Below are 17,214 nucleotides of genomic sequence, written 5' to 3'. Positions count from 1 at the left end.
ATGATTCAAGCCATAGCAATAGACGATGAAAATATGGCTTTGGAGGTCATTAAAGCGCATGCCTCCAAAGTCCCGTTTTTAGATTTGGTACAAGTTTTCACCGATGGAGTTGTGGGTTTGGAATATATCAAATCAAATTCTGTTGATTTAGTTTTTCTCGATATCAATATGCCTGATATTTCGGGTGTGGAGCTGGCTGCACTACTGCCCAAGGAAACTCAGGTTATCTTCACTACGGCCTATTCGGATTACGCAGTTCAGGGTTTTGAACTCGATGCACTCGACTATTTATTGAAGCCATTTAGTCTGGTGAGATTTCTCAAAGCCTGTCAAAAAGCTCAGGAATGGCTGGAACTTCAGCCGAGTAATGAACCGCAGTTTATCTATGTGAAAACTAATGAAGGGCAGTTTAAAGTACGATTTGATGAGCTCATGTGCTGTGAGGCCACAGGGAATTACGTGACATTTCACCTGAGAAATGAAAAGCTGCTAAGTAGAATTACACTTGCAGAAATAGAGAAAGAGCTTCCCTCCTTCTTTCTCAAAACGCATCGGTCTTATATCGTGAATATGAAGCTGGTGGATAAGGCTGAGCGGCATCAACTAGTAATCGAAATCAGCTCCTTTCCTGTAAGCAGTACTTATTTGGAGCAGGTGATGGAGAAGTTTGAAAATAAGTGAGTTGGTTTTGTGGGGAGACAGCATTATTGCGTCTTGACTTTTTGCTTCTTTTGCGTCAAGGCAAAAGAAGGTAATGAAAAGAGTCATAGAGTGAAGTCAATACCTAAGAGATATATCTATCCCTACTTACATGCCGAAATTAATATTAGATCAAATTCACATCAATTCTTTCTACGATGTAGCAAATTATATATCAAAAAGGCTCCATGTACTCCTTTTTATAGTTCAGGGGCGTTTTGCCAATGCGGTCTTTGAATTGCTTATTGAAATTGGAGAGTGTAGGAAAGCCACTTTCGTAGCAAACCTGACTGATGTTCAGATCTTCGTCATGAAGCAATTTTCGGGCATTGCTGATTCTCACATCACCCAGAAAATCTGAAAAGGATTTATTCACTCGAGTTTTAAAATACCTGCTAAAAGCACTTTCAGACATATTTGCTAAAGATGCCACGTCCTGTAGGGTAATTTTTTCTTTGAAGTTCTTCAGGACATATTCCAGTATTTCGGAGATTTTGTCTTTTTCATGTGCGGTATAATTACTCTTGTAATTTATATGGGTAATGGGTTCAAGTTCGGTGGAATGTGCCAGCACCTCCAAGATCTCCAAGAGGCCTATTATACTCGCACCGCCTTTGCGATGAACGAGTTCCTTCATCATTTTCGTCACGATCCTATTAGTCTGGCCAGTGATTTCCAATCCCCTGCCAGCTTTTGCCAGCAATTTCCCTATTTCCTCAAATTCCTCTTTTTCCAAAGCGTCTTTTCCCAAGAAGCTTTCAGGAAAATAGATGACAATATCATGTGTATCCAATCCATTTTCAGGATCAAAGTAAGCATTATCACTTCGCCAGACATGAGGAAGATTAGGGCCGGTAAGCACCAGGTCTCCTTCCTTAAAAGGCTTCATATGATCGCCGATATATCGGGTTCCCCTACCCTTCAAAATGACATTCAACTGATATTCTTCATGAGAATGCCAGTATTTATCTAAGTAGGATTCCCTCAATTCCTTGATAACAAAGACCTTATTCTCGGGTATTTTTGATTTCTGTAAGGGCTTCTTCATCGATTATATCTGATTTATTGTATTATTCCTTTGCATTGGAGACGTAATTAATCATAATTCAGTCATTTTTCAAGCTAAAACAGGGAGAATTCGTGGTAATAATACGTGTATTTAGTAAGCTGAAAAATATATTAATCGTAACATGAATTTGAAAACCCCCAAATTACCTAAGTCACCCTATTTTAGTCTGGTGATTTTAATGCTTGCTTTCCTCGCGGGATGCGGTGGCAAAAGCAGCAAAAACTTTCTTTCATCCACGGACTCTAGGCGTGTAGAAATTCTAGTTCTAGGTCATGAAAGCGAGCATCACAATTCAGAGAAATTGATGATGTATCTACAAACACCCCTCTTCCAAAAGGGAATTAACCTCACGTACACAACAGATGTAAATGATCTGAATGAGACCACGCTCAATAATTATGATGGCTTGATGATCTATGCCAATCATGAAAAAATCACGCCGGAGCAAGAGTCTTCACTGAAGTCTTATATAGAAGGTGGTAAAGCATTAATTCCTCTTCACAGTGCTTCGTTTTGCTTTCAGAATTCTCCTTGGTACATAGAGGCAGTGGGCGGACAGTTCAGCACGCATGGTACCGGTGATTTCACTGCCACTATTGTAGATGCAACTCATCCAGTGATGCAAGGTATCTCTGAGTTTGAAACTTGGGATGAAACATACGTGCATAGTCAGTTGAATCCTGATATGAACATCCTGATGGAACGTGTAGAAGGAGATAAAAAAGAGCCTTATACATGGGTTCGCGATCAGGGAAAAGGCCGAGTATTCTATACCGCATATGGTCACAATGAGAAGACTTGGGAGAAAAAAGAATTCCAAAACCTTGTAGCTAATGGTATCCTTTGGGCTGTTGGTGATAAAGTGAATAAGCTTTTGACAGAATACGATGTTCCTACGCCGACCTTTGAAGATGCTGATATCCCCAACTATGAGAAGAGAGATCCAGCACCTAGCTACCAGTTGCCACTTTCTCCAGAAGAATCAATGAAGCTGATTCAGTTGCCTGTGGGCTTTGAATTGGAGCTTTTTGCATCTGAACCTATGATCATCAATCCAATGGCAATGGCCTGGGATGAGCGTGGTAGATTGTTTGTTTTCGAAACAACTGATTATCCAAACGAAATCCGCAAAGAAGGCGGGGACGATAAAATTAAGATCCTGGAAGACACTGACGGAGACGGCAAAGCGGATAAAGTGACTGTATTCGCAGAAGGACTGAATATCCCTACCAGTATGACCATGATTAATGGTGGAGTTCTGATCTCCATGGCTCCGGATTTTATTTTCCTAAAGGATACTGATGGCGATGATGTCGCTGATGTAAAGGAAGTAGTAATGACCGGCTGGGGCAAAAGCGATACTCACGCTGGCCCATCAAACCTAAAATACGGATTTGACAATAAGGTGTGGGGAGTTTTGGGTTACTCAGGCTTCAAAGGTGAAGTAAGCGGTGTATCTCACTCTTTCTCACAGGGAGTTTACCGATTCAATCCTGACGGCACTAACCTGGAATATTTGGGACATACCAGTAATAATACTTGGGGATTGGGTTTCACAGAGGATTTCGAAACATTCATCTCCACCGCAAACGGGCAGCACTCTGTCTATTTCTCCATGGCAAATAACTTCCTGAAAAGACCAATCTATCAGGGATCTGCGAATACAGTGCATGGAATTGATACACATTATGACATGCCACACTTGACTCCTTTCTTGAGGCAAGTGGATTGGCATGGTAGCTACACAGCTGCTGCCGGGCATAACTTCTACACTGCAAGAAGCTTCCCTGAGAACTACTGGAACAGCATAGCTTTCGTAGCGGAACCTACCGGACGTGTGCTTCACAATGCCAAAATCCTTCCTGAAGGATCGGGCTACACTGAGAAAAACAACTTCAATATCTTGGCGAGTTCTGACGAATGGTTCTCCCCAGTTCATGCGGAAGTAGGTCCTGATGGATCCCTTTGGGTAGCTGACTGGTACAACTTTATCATACAGCACAATCCTACGCCAAGAGGCTTTGAAAATGGGGAGGGTAATGCCTACATCAACCCTATGCGTGACCGTGAGCATGGTAGAATCTATCGTGTTACTTATAAAGGTGGTGAACCATCCAAAATCTTCAATTTGAAAGATGCTGAATCTGATGAGCTTTTGGCCGCCATAGAAAGTGAAAACATGTTCTGGAGATTGACCGCTCAGCGATTGATCGTAGAATCCAAGGACTTGGATGTACTAGAAGGGCTGTATGATATCATCAACAATCAGCAAGTAGATGCCATTGGAATCAATGGCCCTGCTGTCAATGCACTTTGGGCACTTCATGGTCTGGGGGTATTGGATGGAAATAATGCAGAAGCTCAGCAAGTAGTAGAGAAAGCACTTAGCCATCCTTCTGCTGCAGTTCGCAAGAATGCACTTCGTGTACTTCCAAAAAACCCTTCAGCGATGTCGGCTATTTTAGCTGGTAATCTGCTTCAAGATCAGGATCTGCACACTAGAAAGTATGCCTTTCTTGCAGCTTCTGAGATGCCATTTTCTGAAGATGTAGCCAAAAAGCTTTTGGAAGCCACGAATGACGAGGGTAATCAGCAAGATGCTTACTTACCACAGGCTATTTTCGCAGCCGTACTTGCTCATCCTACTGCTTTTGCAGAGAGAGAAAGTGCAAGTGCAATGCAGGATGTGGAAGGTCAGGAATTGAGCCTCGCTGATAGAATCTCCAGAAGCTTAGTAGCTGAGCAATACAATTTGGATCAGAGAAACAGCATTCTTTTCCCGCCGGATCCTGTCGGAAAGGAGATTGATATTAAGATTATTGTTTCCAAAGGTAATGATCCTATGAGAGGTATTTTGGCAGCACAAGGTAATGGCACGAATGGTTACAGCTTATACATCTATCAGGACGCTGTTCATTTTGCAGTAGCTCAGGAAGGCAAAGTAGAGATCATCAGCTCCCGCAAAAATATGCCGGAGGAGCAATTCACCATTGATGCTTCCTTGAAAGAAGATGGACGTATGTCTCTGAAAATAGACGGAGATGAAGTAGCCAAAGGCAAAACCAAAGGCTTATTTACAGAACAGCTAACTCCTACTAGAATTAGAGTGGGGCAAGATGATAGCAGAAATCGTATTGGAAAATACGAAGGAGATTGGTGGTTTAATGGTCGCCTGAGCAATAAGTCTAGTTTGGCTTTGCGCAAACCAGGTGCTGGAGTGGTGCAGGAAACTGCCACTGCTGAAGCTAAACCTACGACTAATGCTGCTGGTGGTGCAGTCATCAAAATCGCTGTAGTTCCTCACGAGATGAAGTTCAATAAGACGCTGATCATAGTGAAAGCTGGAACACAGGTGACGATTGACTTCGAAAATCCTGACTTCATGCAACATAATATGGTGATCGGTAAAGCCGGTTCATTGGAGATTATTGGTAAAGCAGCAGATGAACTTGCACGCGATCCAAAAGGTGCAGAGCAGAATTTCGTGCCTAAGATTCCAGAAGTGATCGTAGCTACTAGGCTGGTAGATCCAAACGGGAAAGAATCTTTAGTCTTCACAGTGCCAAATGAGCCAGGAGAATATCCATTTGTTTGTACAGTTCCAGGTCATTGGAGACTGATGAACGGAATCATCAAAGTAGAGTAATAGATGAGTTTAAACGTAAAATTCGGGGTAAGTACCTGGTTATGGACTTCCCCTTTCAGTTCAGAAACACTTTCTCTTTTGCCTAAAATAAAGGGCTTTGGCTATGATGTTGTGGAAATCCCTGTAGAAGATCCAGCATTGATAGATATTAAAGAAGTAAAACAAGCACTTAGCGATAACGGCCTAGAGGCCGTTATCTGCGGGGCTTTTGGTACAAGTAGAGACTTCACCAATGAAGACGCTTCATTTCACAAAACTAGTTTTGACTATTTGGATCAATGCTTTGAAATAGCGGCGGGTTTGGGATCCAACTTCGTAGCCGGACCTATGTATTCTGCTGTGGGAAAGGCCAGGTTGGTTTCACCTGAGCAGAAAAAAGTAGAGTGGAATCGAGCAGTGACCAACCTTAGAATAGTCTGTCGAACTGCCCGGAAGTTCGGTTTGGATATCGCTTTAGAAACGCTCAATCGCTTCGAGACAGACCTAATCAATACCTGTGAGGAATTGATGCGATTGATTGCTGATATCAATGAGCCAGAAGCAAAGGTGATATTGGATGGCTTCCACATGAATATAGAGGAACCAAATCCAGAAGCTGCCATCCGTAAAGCTGGAGATAAATTGATTCATTTTCAGGTTTCTGAGAATTATAGAGGAACACCGGGAACGGGAATAACTCCTTGGGATGCATATAAGCGTGGCCTGGAGGCGATCAATTATCAGGGTGTAGTCTCTATAGAAAGTTTCACCCCTGATGTAAAAGAGCTAGCAGGTGCGGTGTGTATATGGAAGCCTTTGGTACCCTCTCAGGATGGTTTCGCAAAGGAAGGACTTGAGTTCTTGAAAAAATGGGCGGCGGAATAAATTGAAGAATTAAGATCTAAGAATTACAAGCTCAACTTATACAGTGAAGTTCACGAGTTAGGCTGCCTAATTCTAAAATCCGTAGAAATCAGAAAAATCTTCCTCAGAAGGTTTTCAAAAAAGGATAACTACTAACTGAGATCATCTTTTTTAACACTTGAAATAGAATATCATGAGTAAGAAACAATTTAATATCGCAATTATAGGACTTGGATTTGGCGCCGAGTTTATTCCGATCTATCAAAAGCATAAACTGGCGAATATGTATGCTATCTGCCAAAGAAATAAGGAGAAGGCTGAGGAAATCGGCAAAGCATTCGGCATAGAGAAAGTATATACGGATTACGATGAATTGCTAAAAGACCCTAATGTCGATGCAGTTCATATCAATACACCAATTCAAAACCATGCAGAGCAATCGCTAAAAGCCCTTAGGGCTGGCAAGCACGTAGCTTGTACGGTTCCTATGGCTACTTCTGTAGAAGACTGTAAGAAAATAGTGGAAGAGGTTCAAAGAACGGGCTTGACTTATATGATGATGGAGACGGTGATTTATAGCCGTGAATTCCTTTTCGTCAAAGAAATGTATGAGAAGGGAGAATTAGGTAAAATCCAGTTCCTAAGAGCTTCTCATCAGCAGGAAATGGCTGGCTGGCCAGGCTATTGGGAAGGCCTCCCTCCTATGCACTACGCTACGCACTGCGTGGGACCTGTTTTGGCTTTGCCAAAAGCTCAGGCTGAATACGTGTCATGCTTAGGTTCAGGACGTATAGACGAGAACTTGATTCCTAAGTACGGATCTCCTTTCGCTATCGAAACCTGTCATATCAAATTCAAAGATTCTGATTTAGCAGCTGAAGTGACTAGATCACTTTTCAATACAGCGAGACAGTACCGGGAGAGTTTTGATGTGTACGGCTCTAAAAAGTCCTTTGAGTGGACTTTGATTGAGCACGAGGATTCTGTAATACACACTGGAGAAAGTCCTGAGAAAGTCAAAATCCCTGATTATGGGCATTTGCTTCCTGAGGAAATTGCGGCCTTCACCACAGCTGGGGTATATGATGGTGATGACAATCAGCACTTGTCATTTATCCAAGGTTCGGGACACGGTGGATCTCATCCACATTTGGTGAATGAATTCTTAAATGCTTTGACCGAGGAAAGAGCACCTTATCCAGACGCACAAGAATCAGCCAATATTACCTGCGTAGGTATTTTGGCACATGAATCAGCCATGGATGGCGGCAGGATTATTCCCCTGCCGGAGTTTACATTTAAAAAATAAGATAGTAAGTCCACGGACTATAAACTTTAAAATAGATTGGGTTACAAGACTAAAAAAGGTGGCTGAACGTTCGGCCACCTTTTTTCATTTTTATAGATAGATCGGGTTATTAACAACTTTTACTTGGTAATCGAATCAATAAGACTACTTCTTCACTCGGGTACCCTCCGCATCAAACATACCCATAAGGTCACCTTTGGCTTTGTCATCATCTACCTTGGTCAATGATAGGGTAACATCGTAACCACTGATATTGAAAGCTGTATTAATTACATCACCGCTGATAGTGGCAGAACTCATTTTTTTCTCTTCAGTAGCACCTTCTTCCACGAAATAGCCGGTAGTCTTGCCATCTTTTGTCTCGAATCGAATCGGGATCGTAGCATCGCCATTCGGGGTTCCTTTGATTAATACACTCCACTTACCTTCAAAATATTGAGGGGAAGAAAAGGAGGCAGCTAGTGCAAAACTTAAGGATAGCATGAAGATTATGCTAGCCATAATTAATTTAGTTGATTTCATGAATTTGGTTTTTTGAGTCCTATTGTAATTTTTAGATACAATAAAAATAAATTATTCTACGCTACAAATTTTTAGTGGGAAAACTTTGGGAAAATTAATATTTTAGACATAATATCGCCAAAGAAGCTGGTAGCTGGAGCCTTTGATTCTTAAAGTAAACTCTTCCTTATTCAATCGCAAAGACGTGTATAATCGAACCTCAAGCCATTAATTCATTCATCATCACTTTTTTCAGCTGTTTGGGAGTTTCTATATTTCTCCTGATAGCTGCTGAAATATCCGAGGTTGCAATTGATTAGGAAGTTCAGATTTAGTAATAAACGCTGAGCGCATTATTGGATAGGTATTTTGCAACTCATTATTCAACTATGATTAAATCACTAGCAATATTTTTAGTATCTCTCCTATTTATCGGTTGCAGGGAATCAGAAAACCCTCAGTTAACTGTAATTCCTGAAAATGGTATTGAAATAGGAGATCAGGTATGGATGAAAAAAAATCTAGATAGTAAGACCTTCAAAAATGGAGATGAGATTTTACAAGCAAGTAATCAAGCTGAATGGAATAAGGCCTATTCTGATCAAAAACCTGCTTGGTCCTACTATGACAATTTAGAAGAAAACGGGCAGGTTTACGGATTGATTTATAATTACTATGCTATTGTAGATTCTAGAGGATTAGCTCCAAATGATTGGAGAATTCCAACAATTTCAGATTGGAATGAGCTATTTAATTCCAATGGAGGTACGCTATCGGCTGGAATAAAACTCAAAAGTGTTGGATACTGGATTCAGGATACCGGTACCAACGCGAGTGGTTTTAATGCTCTTCCAGGAGGACAAAGATATATTGCAGGTTATTTTGGAGCAAAGGGATTTATTGCCTCATTTTGGACATCGAGCTTCGAAAAGAATGGAGATATAGTCACCGTTGGGATTTCAGATCTTTCTGAAGATTCTAAAATTTTCGTATCCACTTCCAATCCGGCTTACTTTTTTCCGTCGCAAGAATTGCCTGGCTTTTATGTGAGATGTGTTTATGAATAAAAATGGTTAGACGATTATTTTAATCACTGCGTCTTAGATAAAAAACGCTAGAATGACCTACGCTACCAAAGTTACTTTGCACATATAGGAAAGCTTGGGAGCCCTAACATACAAAAAGGGAAACATTTCTGTTTCCCTTTTTGAGCCTCCTATCGGGATCGAACCAATGACCTACTGATTACAAGTCAGAAATTGGCGTATATTTTTATTATCAGTATTATTATTAAAATATTGATTTAAAGCTAATTAAATGGTTTTATATATGTTTTTGCTTATTGTTTATTTGTGCAAATAGTGACCTTTTTTTGTGCAAATGGTATGCAAGTGGTATCTTTGGGTAAAGCTACTTTAACATGACACGAAAAAAAGACAAAGCCAAAGATCCGGTTAAGGTCAATTTATACCTTGACACTAGGCGCAAAAAAGACAATGGATCCTATCCGGTGAAAATCCGGGTTTATGACACCTCCACTAAAAAAGTCCGACTTTATACAACTGATTTTGACCTTAGTGAAAAAGATTTCAATAAGATATTTTTTCCTGAAAAAGGCCAGCGATTCAAAAAAGAAGAAACCGATATAAAAGAGGACTTGGAAGAGTTGAGGAACCATTATTCCAATAAAGTCAAACTCTTAAACTCATTCACTTTTGAAGCGTTTGAGAAATCACTTTCTATTACCTCCGGGGAATTGCTCAATGCCTTTTATCATTATGAAAGCTATATCCAAGAGCTAAGGGATTACAAGCGCATTTCCACGGCTTCGAGTTATGAGTTAAGTATGAAGGCCTTGAAAGCTTACCTTAAGGATAAGACCGGAAAGGAACCAAAAAAGCTATTGTTTCAAAATATCACAGTTAAGTTTTTAAATGACTTTGAACTTTGGATGATTGAAAAAAAGGGGAAATCCCTTACAACGGTTGGAATTTATCTTAGAGGCCTTAGAGTAATTTTTAACAGTGCTATCGAATCCAAAGCCATAGACAAGGATATTTATCCTTTTGGATCCAAGCGTTATGAGATACCAGCCTCTACCAATACCAAGAAAGCTTTTGATTCCAATGAACTCCAAACCCTATTTCAGGCTAAAGCTGAAACTAAGGAGCAGGAAAAGGCAAAGGATTTTTGGTTTTTCTCCTTTGTGTGCAATGGTATGAATATGAAGGATATTCTCCACCTAAAATGGAAAAACTTGAATAATGGTCAAATCGAATTTGTAAGGGAGAAAACCAAGCGTACCAAAAAAGCAAACTCAAAGCCTATTCAAGTACCACTAACTGATTTTGCGAAGTCATTTATTGAGAAATATGGCACTACTACACATACCCCAAACGGATTTGTATTCCCTATCCTATCGGAAAATGATAGTGCCGAAAAACAGCATTTGGCAAAGTTAAATTTCATACGATATGTAAACCAGCATATTAAAAAGCTAGCGAAAGCAAACGGATTAAATGAAAATATTTCGACCTATTGGGCACGGCATTCTTTTGCTACCACGGCAGTAAGGAAAAAAGCAAGCTTGGAATTTGTAAGTGAGGCATTAGGTCATTCCGACCTAAAAACCACTAAAAACTACTTTGCAGGGTTTGAGGATAAGACCAAAAAGGAGATCTTAGAGGATATTACCGATTTCATGCGAAAATAAAGGTTTTTAAAAAGCCTCATTTCGTTCATTAAATTCATTCAAAGCTACTTAAAACCAATGAAAAAGGATTTTCATATAGAGTTGATCTATGCGATAAACGAACCAGAGGAAGCAAAATGGGATTACTTAGACAATTTGCGGAAAGAATCGAAACTTTCAAAAGCTGGATTTATAGCTAAATTAAAGCAAGCAAAAAAAAATATTTTCACAGCTTGGGAGGATTTGGAAAAGAAATCAAAACTACGACTTCCAGATGTGGATGATTTAAGTTTTCCATATAATTCCTTCCTTTATTACCCTCATTTAAAAGACTTTTCAACTCAATTTCACGGCCATATCAATGAGCAAAATTTAAAAACCTTAGAGAATTTCATAAGGCAGTATGAATTGAGAACCCTACAAAAGGAATTTTTAAAAAAAGCTAATAAAGCTCAAAGCAGTAAGGATGACGCAGAAACAAAAAAAAATGAAGAAGGAATAAAAAATATTTTCAACTCCATGCCTATTGAGCAAGTCCGGGAGCATTTTAGGCCATTGACTGAAAAAGAGAATCCTAAAAAAATGGTTTGGATGACAAGTGAGGATTTTGAAATTTTCCTAAGTAGGTCATTTGGTAAGGTTGAGGATTTAGAAAAGCCAAAAATCAATTTAGGCCATGGTGCGAAGTTGGCACTTGTAAAGTTATTTTATCAATTCTATGAGAAGAGTCAAATTGAATATTACAGTCAAAACAGAAGCAAAGAACCGTTCCTAAATTTGCTTAAGGATGCCTTTTTAACAAAAGAGTTTAATGACTTAGATGCAAGTAATTTTAAGGCTTCAAATTCAAAATATGAATGGGATTAGTGAGGTTTTTACCTCGAATTAGATTTATTTTTTACCCTCTTTACCTTTGTTTTTACCCTCTTTACCTCGAATCAATATTGATTTTTTAGCCTTTATAGATTGCCTCCATAATCAAAAACCAATTGCGATATGGAAGCAAACCAAATTACTTTCGACAGCCTCCCAAAGGCCATGGCCACCTTATTCGAAGAGGTCAAGCAAATCAAATCCTTAATCCTGGACACCTCCACCAAAGAGGCCGGAGATCAACTCTTTACAATTCAGGAAACTGGAGAATTTCTCCACGTCAAACGGCAAACCCTTTACAGCTATGTTTCAAAAGGGATTATTCCTCACCACAAGAGAGCCGGAAGGCTTTATTTCTCTAAGAGTGAATTAATCGACTGGATTAAGTCAGGAAACAAAAGGCCGTTTGATGTAGAGGAGCAAGCACAAAAAATCATTACCAAGCGCAAAAGAAAAGGAGGAAGTCATGAATAAGAAATTCAAAGCCTCCTCCATAAGTCTCAAAGCTACTTGTGACAAGAGTAAAGATAAGCATTTTGAAATAGAACTTGAATACCTTACCAAGTTTGGACTTGCTACTATTACTCTAAAAGCTTTTCCGGTAAAGCCATTTAACACCTTAATAGAGTTTTGGGATCAGTCCTTTAAGTTCGGAACCGTCTTTTCTGAAATCGGAGATATGCGAGCGTTTCCGGCCTTTGATTATGTAATTGATAATTATTTAGAGAGCCCGGAATTTGAGCAAAGCAGAAAGGAGGCAGGGAGATGCAACTAAAGAAAAGCGAGTTTCAAAAACACCTTAAAGAGAATCTTACAAAGGTGGAAACCAAACCTCATGAAGAAATTCTCCAAGCCCTTTTGGATAGTATGGAGAAGGTGGATTTTATGACCAAAGCATTCCCGGAATTAAAGAATCTTCAAGATAAAATCAATGACTTAAGTGAGTTTCTTTCAAATCAGCCAGACATAGAAACGGATGAATGCAAAGCCAAACGAGAGGAAATGAAGGATCTAAATGATAAGATCAATTCCATGAAATTAAAGGAAAAGCACTATCTAGTTATTTCAGTAGAGGAGATTCTAAAGAAGGCTAAATCCCAAAAATTAGGGCTTTGCCTGAATGGAAATTTCGTGTACCTCTACAATGGGGAATTTTGGAAAAACATAGAGCAAAAAACCATTGAAAATTTTCTTGGTGAAGCTTCTCAACTATTGGGAATTGAAAAATTTACAGCCAAGTATTTTATTTTCAGAGAGAGGCTTTATAAACAGTTTACAGCTTCAGGTTATTTACCTACCCCACCAAAGCCAAAAAATAAAGTTCTTATTAATCTAAAAAATGGAACTTTTGAAATATCCGAAAAACCGATTTTAAGGGCTTTTGCCCCTACCGATTTCATGAGGTATCAATTACCCTTTGCCTATAATGAGAAGGCCACAGCACCCAAATTTGAGGCTTATTTGAACAGGGTATTACCGGAGAAGGATAAACAAGAAGTCCTATGCGAATATTTGGGATATATTTTTATTCCAAGCCAGCATTTAAAACTCGAAAAAGCCCTATTCCTATACGGTGGAGGCGCAAACGGAAAATCAGTCCTTTACGATATTATCCGAGCCCTTTTAGGAGATCAAAACACAAGCGAATACTCCCTTCAATCCCTAACCGATGTAAGTGGTTATTCCCGGGCGCAAATAGCAGACAAATTAGTGAACTATGCCACCGAGATAAATGGCAGGCTTGAAAGCTCAAAGTTTAAGGCCTTAGCCTCCGGGGAACCAATGGAAGCTCGCTTGCCTTATCGAGATCCTTTTATCATTGAGAACTATGCCAAATTGATTTTCAATGCAAATGAACTTCCAAAAGAGGTGGAATTTACACACGGATTTTTCAGGCGGTTTTTGATCATTCCTTTTGAAGTGACCATTCCAGAAAAGGAACAAAATAAAGGCCTAGCCAAAGGAATAATTCAAGAAGAATTGCCTGGAGTATTTAATTGGGTTTTGACTGGATTAAAGAGGCTTTTAGTAAATGGTAAGCTTTCTCAAAGTCCTTCCATTGATAATGCCTTAGAGGATTTCAAGACCGAATCCGACACGGTAAAACGGTTTTTACAGGAAAACGGCTTTACTCCCGATTCTGAAAAAAAGATCCTACTCAAAGACCTTTACCCTCAATACAGGGAATTTGCTTTAGAGGATGGAAATAAGCCCCTATCCAAGTCCAATTTCAAAAAGCGATTGGAGGCAAATAAGATTTTTGTCAATAGAGAAAGCGAAGGACTGCAAGTCTATGTTTCACATAAAGATTCTGAAAATGGAAACCCTATCTTTTGAAAAACAAAGAAGTAGGATTGCACCTCTTTGCCCGTGTGGGAGATCCAATAAGGATGGCAAATTTGCACCATTTAAAGGTTTTCAGGATAAAGGCTATTGTCATTCATGCGGTGAAACCTTCATACCTCAAAATAAAGAAGAGGGCACTAAAAAGCCCTTTTCTCCTTTGCCTCCTAAGCCTATTTCCTACATTGATCCAAAGGTATTGGAAGCCACTTTGCAAGCCTATGAAACGAATAATTTCTTCTTATTCCTGAAATCCACCTTTGGCAAATCCTTAGCCATGCAAGCGGTGGAAGCCTATAAAATCGGAACCTCCACGGCACGACCGGGCGCAAATGTTTTTTGGTATGTGGATGCAAAAAACCAAATAAGAGGAGGCAAAATAATGCTATACAACGCAAGCACCGGGAGGAGGAAAAACTTCTTTTCATGGAGCCATTCCCGGCTAAAGTTGGAAGGCTTCAATTTAAAACTTTGCCTATTTGGTGAACACCTCCTTAGAACTGATCCTTCGAAAAGTGTGGGAATAGTAGAGAGCGAAAAAACGGCCATGATTGCCAGCATAGTTTTCCCGGAGTTGATTTGGCTTGCAAGTGGAGGTAAAGAAGGCCTCACTCCTACCAAGTTCGAAAGCCTACGAAACCGGAATGTGTTTCTATTTCCTGACCTAACCAAACCCGGAGACCCTAAGAATTGCTTTGATCATTGGGTAAAGGAAATCAAGAAGATCGAAGGGATCATTCCGGGATTTTTTGAGGTATCGGATTTTTTCGAGAAAAGAGCCAGCATAGAAGAAAAGGAAGCGAGTTTGGATTTAGCGGACTATATTCTTACTAATGACTGGAAGCCAGAAAATGAACGAAATGAACAAAATGAACCCTCACAAAAAACAATTATAAAAAATGATGAATCCTTATCTACAAGAGAAATTGAAAGCCTTAGAAGCCGAATTGATCAAAGAAGAAACCAGAGCAAAGCAATTTGGAGAAAAATTAAAGTGGTACGAAACCAAATTAGAAATCTCCTTATTCCTGAAGAAGCAATTCGAGCAAATAAGGAACTACTTAAAGCAGTCCGAGGATGGTGATAATTTCCGTAAATTACGGTAGAAATACGAAGAAAATTTAAACTGAGGTAATATGAAATACTTTGCATTTATTTTGATCACTATATTTTTTTTTGCCTGCCAAAGCGAAAATAAAACTGAAGAAATCAATCCCATATATTACGTTCAGGTTTACAATAAGCAGGATTCAAAAATAGAAAGAATTTTAGGTAAGGAATTTGGAGAATTACAAGAAATAAATTCTGAATTTGTTTTCGATGATTCATCAGCATACGTCTTTGCATGGGAATTTACGGAAGTAATAAGGGAGTCTTTCAAAGACGAACCGGAGTTCTTGCCTCAGATTAATGGATTCAAACTTTATAATTCGGAAATGACTGAAATAACAAAATCGGTAACTTTTGAGGGCATTAAAAACTATCCAAACCAATTAAATTAAGAATTTAATAATGTCAAAGTTTCAAGCTGGAAATCCGGGAAAGCCTAAGGGAGCGAAAAACAAAGTCAATTCTCAGATGAGGGATTTGATCCAAGGTTTATTTGACTCGAATTATGAGACAATCCAAGAGGACTTGGACAGCTTAGAGCCAAAAGACCGTTTGAAATTCCTATCTGATTTATTGCCTTACCTATTGCCTAAACTTCAATCCACGACATACAGGCAAAAACTGGATTTGGATAGCATGAGCGAAGAGGAATTGGATTTATTGATAAATAGGATAGCCAATGAATAGCGAGGCGAAGAAAGCGATATTGAAGGCTTTAAGCCATGGCCAAATATCGGGAGAAGAGGCTAAGAAATTAATTTCTTCAAATGGGTATATGGTTTTGAATTTGTCTGAAAGTGGAGGCGAAGAAATGAGCAATAGTATTAATGAGATCCTAGATAGGATGCCAGCTTTAAAAACTTATTTCCAAACAATAATTTCACTAGGCAAAGGGATTAAGCCATGAAGAAAATAAAGAATTTTAGAGCCACAGTATTAAAAAACCTCCACCACGGCAAAATTTCTAAGGATGAGGCAAAGGAATGTTTGAAAAGAGGATTTGGTAATATTGAACTGCCATTATTCTTTGAGTTTGAAGAAAAAGACCCTATGAGAGCATATATTCAGGGACTTGAAAAAATTGGCTTAATTAATCCTTTATTTCGAGAATAGACTTTTACTAATTTTTAATCTTAATCTTTTAAAAAATACACCATGGAAAATTGTCCAAACTGTGATTCTAAAATCAGCACCTCAATATTTAATGAAAATTTACCTCTAAGTGATAATGAAGTAAAACTAGTTAATAGATTCACTGATAACTCGAGTGAAGGATATTGTCAAAAATGTAACGATAAAAATAAATTACTAAACCAAGCAAATAAAAGTTTCTTCACTTTAAAAAATGAATTAACCATTTTAAAAAATAATCAAATTGAAAAACTAGGTAAAATTTCCGTAAATATTCCAATATCTACCCTTCAAAATCCTCAAGATTGGAAATATAAAAGTATTGAAATGGTATCAGCGCAAATGGTATCAGGAACAGGAATCATTTCTGAAATTGCGTCAAACTGGACTGATTTTTTTGGAACGGATTCAGGATACTATAATGAAAAGATAAAAAGTGCTGAAGAAAAATGTAAAAGCATACTTAGAGCAGAAGTAATAAAGATTGGAGGAAATGCCATTCTTGGAACTGACATTGATTATTCGGAAGCGGGAGCAGGAAAAGGAATGCTTATGGTTTGTATGGCTGGAACAGCCGTAAAAATAACCAACCTAGATGAATTAGATTACAATAAGGAAGCCTTAGAGGAAATTGATAGTTTACTAAAGGCAATAGACGAGACACAATTGAAAATTCAAGAATTGTCTGAGTTCAAAGTTCCTGCATAATGGATACTATGCCATAAGAAAAATGACTTCTATATTAAAAATATAGGCATTACTCAAATAGACCTTAAAAGACTCCCTAAGTACCTATTTTTATGCAAATGGTGTGCAAATAAAAAAAGCACTTAGCAAAAATTAATGCTAAGTGCTTGATAATTAAGAGCCTCCTATCGGGATCGAACCAATGACCTACTGATTACAAGTCAGTTGCTCTACCAGCTGAGCTAAGGAGGCTTATTCTGTAATGGTGATGCAAATATAGCCCTTCACTTTATTTGCTCCAAACCCTCAGA

The 17,214-nt window shown here is 38.8% G+C and carries 17 protein-coding genes and 1 tRNA gene; 15 read left to right on the top strand and 3 right to left on the bottom strand.

Annotated features, from left to right (window positions below; translation table 11 throughout):
• Window positions 1-681, top strand: coding sequence for a LytR/AlgR family response regulator transcription factor (locus U3A58_RS06340; RefSeq protein ID WP_323822558.1), 681 nt, complete (start codon window positions 1-3; stop codon window positions 679-681).
• Between the two features lie 193 nt (window positions 682-874).
• Here the strand turns inward: U3A58_RS06340 and U3A58_RS06335 are convergent, their stop codons facing one another.
• Window positions 875-1,747 (bottom strand): AraC family transcriptional regulator, encoded by an 873-nt coding sequence (locus U3A58_RS06335; protein WP_323822557.1) that lies wholly within the window; start codon window positions 1,745-1,747, stop codon window positions 875-877.
• Window positions 1,748-1,889: 142 nt separating this feature from the next.
• On the opposite strand from U3A58_RS06335, the gene U3A58_RS06330 reads away from it, so the two are divergent.
• The 3 genes from U3A58_RS06330 to U3A58_RS06320 all read left to right on the top strand — a co-directional run bounded on the left by U3A58_RS06330 (window position 1,890) and on the right by U3A58_RS06320 (window position 7,566).
• On the top strand, window positions 1,890-5,414 hold the full coding sequence (locus U3A58_RS06330; RefSeq protein WP_323822556.1) for a PVC-type heme-binding CxxCH protein: 3,525 nt from the start codon (window positions 1,890-1,892) through the stop codon (window positions 5,412-5,414).
• Between the two features lie 3 nt (window positions 5,415-5,417).
• Window positions 5,418-6,278, top strand: coding sequence for a sugar phosphate isomerase/epimerase family protein (locus U3A58_RS06325; protein WP_323822555.1), 861 nt, complete (start codon window positions 5,418-5,420; stop codon window positions 6,276-6,278).
• Between the two features lie 172 nt (window positions 6,279-6,450).
• Window positions 6,451-7,566 (top strand): Gfo/Idh/MocA family oxidoreductase, encoded by a 1,116-nt coding sequence (locus tag U3A58_RS06320; protein ID WP_323822554.1) that lies wholly within the window; start codon window positions 6,451-6,453, stop codon window positions 7,564-7,566.
• Between the two features lie 144 nt (window positions 7,567-7,710).
• Here the strand turns inward: U3A58_RS06320 and U3A58_RS06315 are convergent, their stop codons facing one another.
• Entirely contained in the window at window positions 7,711-8,088 is a 378-nt protein-coding gene (locus U3A58_RS06315) for a hypothetical protein (RefSeq protein ID WP_323822553.1), read from the bottom strand.
• Between the two features lie 368 nt (window positions 8,089-8,456).
• Here U3A58_RS06315 and U3A58_RS06310 point away from each other — a divergent pair, with 368 nt between their 5' ends.
• The 11 genes from U3A58_RS06310 (at window position 8,457) to U3A58_RS06260 (ending at window position 16,924) form a co-directional block, all read left to right on the top strand.
• The gene (locus U3A58_RS06310; protein WP_323822552.1) at window positions 8,457-9,134 is read left to right on the top strand and encodes a fibrobacter succinogenes major paralogous domain-containing protein; all 678 of its coding nucleotides are present in this window, start codon (window positions 8,457-8,459) and stop codon (window positions 9,132-9,134) included.
• A gap of 353 nt (window positions 9,135-9,487) precedes the next feature.
• Window positions 9,488-10,780 carry a tyrosine-type recombinase/integrase gene (locus U3A58_RS06305; RefSeq protein ID WP_323822551.1) on the top strand — a complete coding sequence of 431 codons (1,293 nt, stop codon included), beginning with the start codon at window positions 9,488-9,490 and terminating at the stop codon, window positions 10,778-10,780.
• Window positions 10,781-10,837: 57 nt separating this feature from the next.
• The gene (locus tag U3A58_RS06300) at window positions 10,838-11,626 is read left to right on the top strand and encodes a hypothetical protein (RefSeq protein ID WP_323822550.1); all 789 of its coding nucleotides are present in this window, start codon (window positions 10,838-10,840) and stop codon (window positions 11,624-11,626) included.
• 129 nt (window positions 11,627-11,755) lie between these two features.
• Window positions 11,756-12,106, top strand: a complete 351-nt coding sequence (locus tag U3A58_RS06295; protein WP_323822549.1) for a helix-turn-helix domain-containing protein — start codon at window positions 11,756-11,758, stop codon at window positions 12,104-12,106.
• Window positions 12,099-12,407, top strand: coding sequence for a hypothetical protein (locus U3A58_RS06290; RefSeq protein WP_323822548.1), 309 nt, complete (start codon window positions 12,099-12,101; stop codon window positions 12,405-12,407). The genes U3A58_RS06295 and U3A58_RS06290 overlap by 8 nt, the downstream gene beginning before the upstream one ends.
• 44 nt (window positions 12,408-12,451) lie before the next feature.
• A complete protein-coding gene (locus U3A58_RS06285; protein ID WP_323822547.1) occupies window positions 12,452-13,969 on the top strand; it encodes a DNA primase family protein in 1,518 nt (505 codons plus the stop codon).
• Window positions 13,950-15,059 carry a DUF6371 domain-containing protein gene (locus U3A58_RS06280; protein ID WP_323822546.1) on the top strand — a complete coding sequence of 370 codons (1,110 nt, stop codon included), beginning with the start codon at window positions 13,950-13,952 and terminating at the stop codon, window positions 15,057-15,059. The genes U3A58_RS06285 and U3A58_RS06280 overlap by 20 nt, the downstream gene beginning before the upstream one ends.
• A 52-nt stretch (window positions 15,060-15,111) precedes the next feature.
• Window positions 15,112-15,477 (top strand): hypothetical protein, encoded by a 366-nt coding sequence (locus tag U3A58_RS06275; protein WP_323822545.1) that lies wholly within the window; start codon window positions 15,112-15,114, stop codon window positions 15,475-15,477.
• A gap of 10 nt (window positions 15,478-15,487) precedes the next feature.
• Window positions 15,488-15,772 carry a hypothetical protein gene (locus tag U3A58_RS06270; protein ID WP_323822544.1) on the top strand — a complete coding sequence of 95 codons (285 nt, stop codon included), beginning with the start codon at window positions 15,488-15,490 and terminating at the stop codon, window positions 15,770-15,772.
• A 216-nt stretch (window positions 15,773-15,988) separates the two neighbouring features.
• Complete coding sequence (locus tag U3A58_RS06265; protein ID WP_323822543.1) at window positions 15,989-16,198, top strand: hypothetical protein; 210 nt, start codon at window positions 15,989-15,991, stop codon at window positions 16,196-16,198.
• 42 nt (window positions 16,199-16,240) lie between these two features.
• On the top strand, window positions 16,241-16,924 hold the full coding sequence (locus U3A58_RS06260) for a heavy metal-binding domain-containing protein (protein ID WP_323822542.1): 684 nt from the start codon (window positions 16,241-16,243) through the stop codon (window positions 16,922-16,924).
• Between the two features lie 158 nt (window positions 16,925-17,082).
• Here U3A58_RS06260 and U3A58_RS06255 read toward each other — a convergent pair.
• Window positions 17,083-17,155, bottom strand: a tRNA-Thr gene (locus U3A58_RS06255).
• Between the last annotated feature and the right edge of the window lie 59 nt (window positions 17,156-17,214).

It is taken from the genome of Algoriphagus persicinus (assembly GCF_035156415.1).
GTDB lineage: Bacteria > Bacteroidota > Bacteroidia > Cytophagales > Cyclobacteriaceae > Algoriphagus > Algoriphagus persicinus.
The sequence above is the reverse complement of the archived record's forward strand: the minus strand, read 5'-3'. Positions and strand labels throughout refer to the sequence as shown.

What these genes read in the sequence shown, in the direction of transcription:
- U3A58_RS06320 (WP_323822554.1), top strand. Translation starts at nt 6,451, where the DNA reads ATGAGTAAGAAACAATTTAATATCGCAATTATAGGACTTGGATTTGGC.
- U3A58_RS06330 (WP_323822556.1), top strand. Translation starts at nt 1,890, where the DNA reads ATGAATTTGAAAACCCCCAAATTACCTAAGTCACCCTATTTTAGTCTG.
- U3A58_RS06340 (WP_323822558.1), top strand. Translation starts at nt 1, where the DNA reads ATGATTCAAGCCATAGCAATAGACGATGAAAATATGGCTTTGGAGGTC.
- U3A58_RS06260 (WP_323822542.1), top strand. Translation starts at nt 16,241, where the DNA reads ATGGAAAATTGTCCAAACTGTGATTCTAAAATCAGCACCTCAATATTT.
- U3A58_RS06315 (WP_323822553.1), bottom strand. Translation starts at nt 8,088, where the DNA reads ATGAAATCAACTAAATTAATTATGGCTAGCATAATCTTCATGCTATCC.
- U3A58_RS06310 (WP_323822552.1), top strand. Translation starts at nt 8,457, where the DNA reads ATGATTAAATCACTAGCAATATTTTTAGTATCTCTCCTATTTATCGGT.
- U3A58_RS06335 (WP_323822557.1), bottom strand. Translation starts at nt 1,747, where the DNA reads ATGAAGAAGCCCTTACAGAAATCAAAAATACCCGAGAATAAGGTCTTT.
- U3A58_RS06280 (WP_323822546.1), top strand. Translation starts at nt 13,950, where the DNA reads ATGGAAACCCTATCTTTTGAAAAACAAAGAAGTAGGATTGCACCTCTT.
- U3A58_RS06265 (WP_323822543.1), top strand. Translation starts at nt 15,989, where the DNA reads ATGAAGAAAATAAAGAATTTTAGAGCCACAGTATTAAAAAACCTCCAC.
- U3A58_RS06325 (WP_323822555.1), top strand. Translation starts at nt 5,418, where the DNA reads ATGAGTTTAAACGTAAAATTCGGGGTAAGTACCTGGTTATGGACTTCC.
- U3A58_RS06270 (WP_323822544.1), top strand. Translation starts at nt 15,488, where the DNA reads ATGTCAAAGTTTCAAGCTGGAAATCCGGGAAAGCCTAAGGGAGCGAAA.
- U3A58_RS06275 (WP_323822545.1), top strand. Translation starts at nt 15,112, where the DNA reads ATGAAATACTTTGCATTTATTTTGATCACTATATTTTTTTTTGCCTGC.
- U3A58_RS06305 (WP_323822551.1), top strand. Translation starts at nt 9,488, where the DNA reads ATGACACGAAAAAAAGACAAAGCCAAAGATCCGGTTAAGGTCAATTTA.
- U3A58_RS06295 (WP_323822549.1), top strand. Translation starts at nt 11,756, where the DNA reads ATGGAAGCAAACCAAATTACTTTCGACAGCCTCCCAAAGGCCATGGCC.
- U3A58_RS06290 (WP_323822548.1), top strand. Translation starts at nt 12,099, where the DNA reads ATGAATAAGAAATTCAAAGCCTCCTCCATAAGTCTCAAAGCTACTTGT.
- U3A58_RS06300 (WP_323822550.1), top strand. Translation starts at nt 10,838, where the DNA reads ATGAAAAAGGATTTTCATATAGAGTTGATCTATGCGATAAACGAACCA.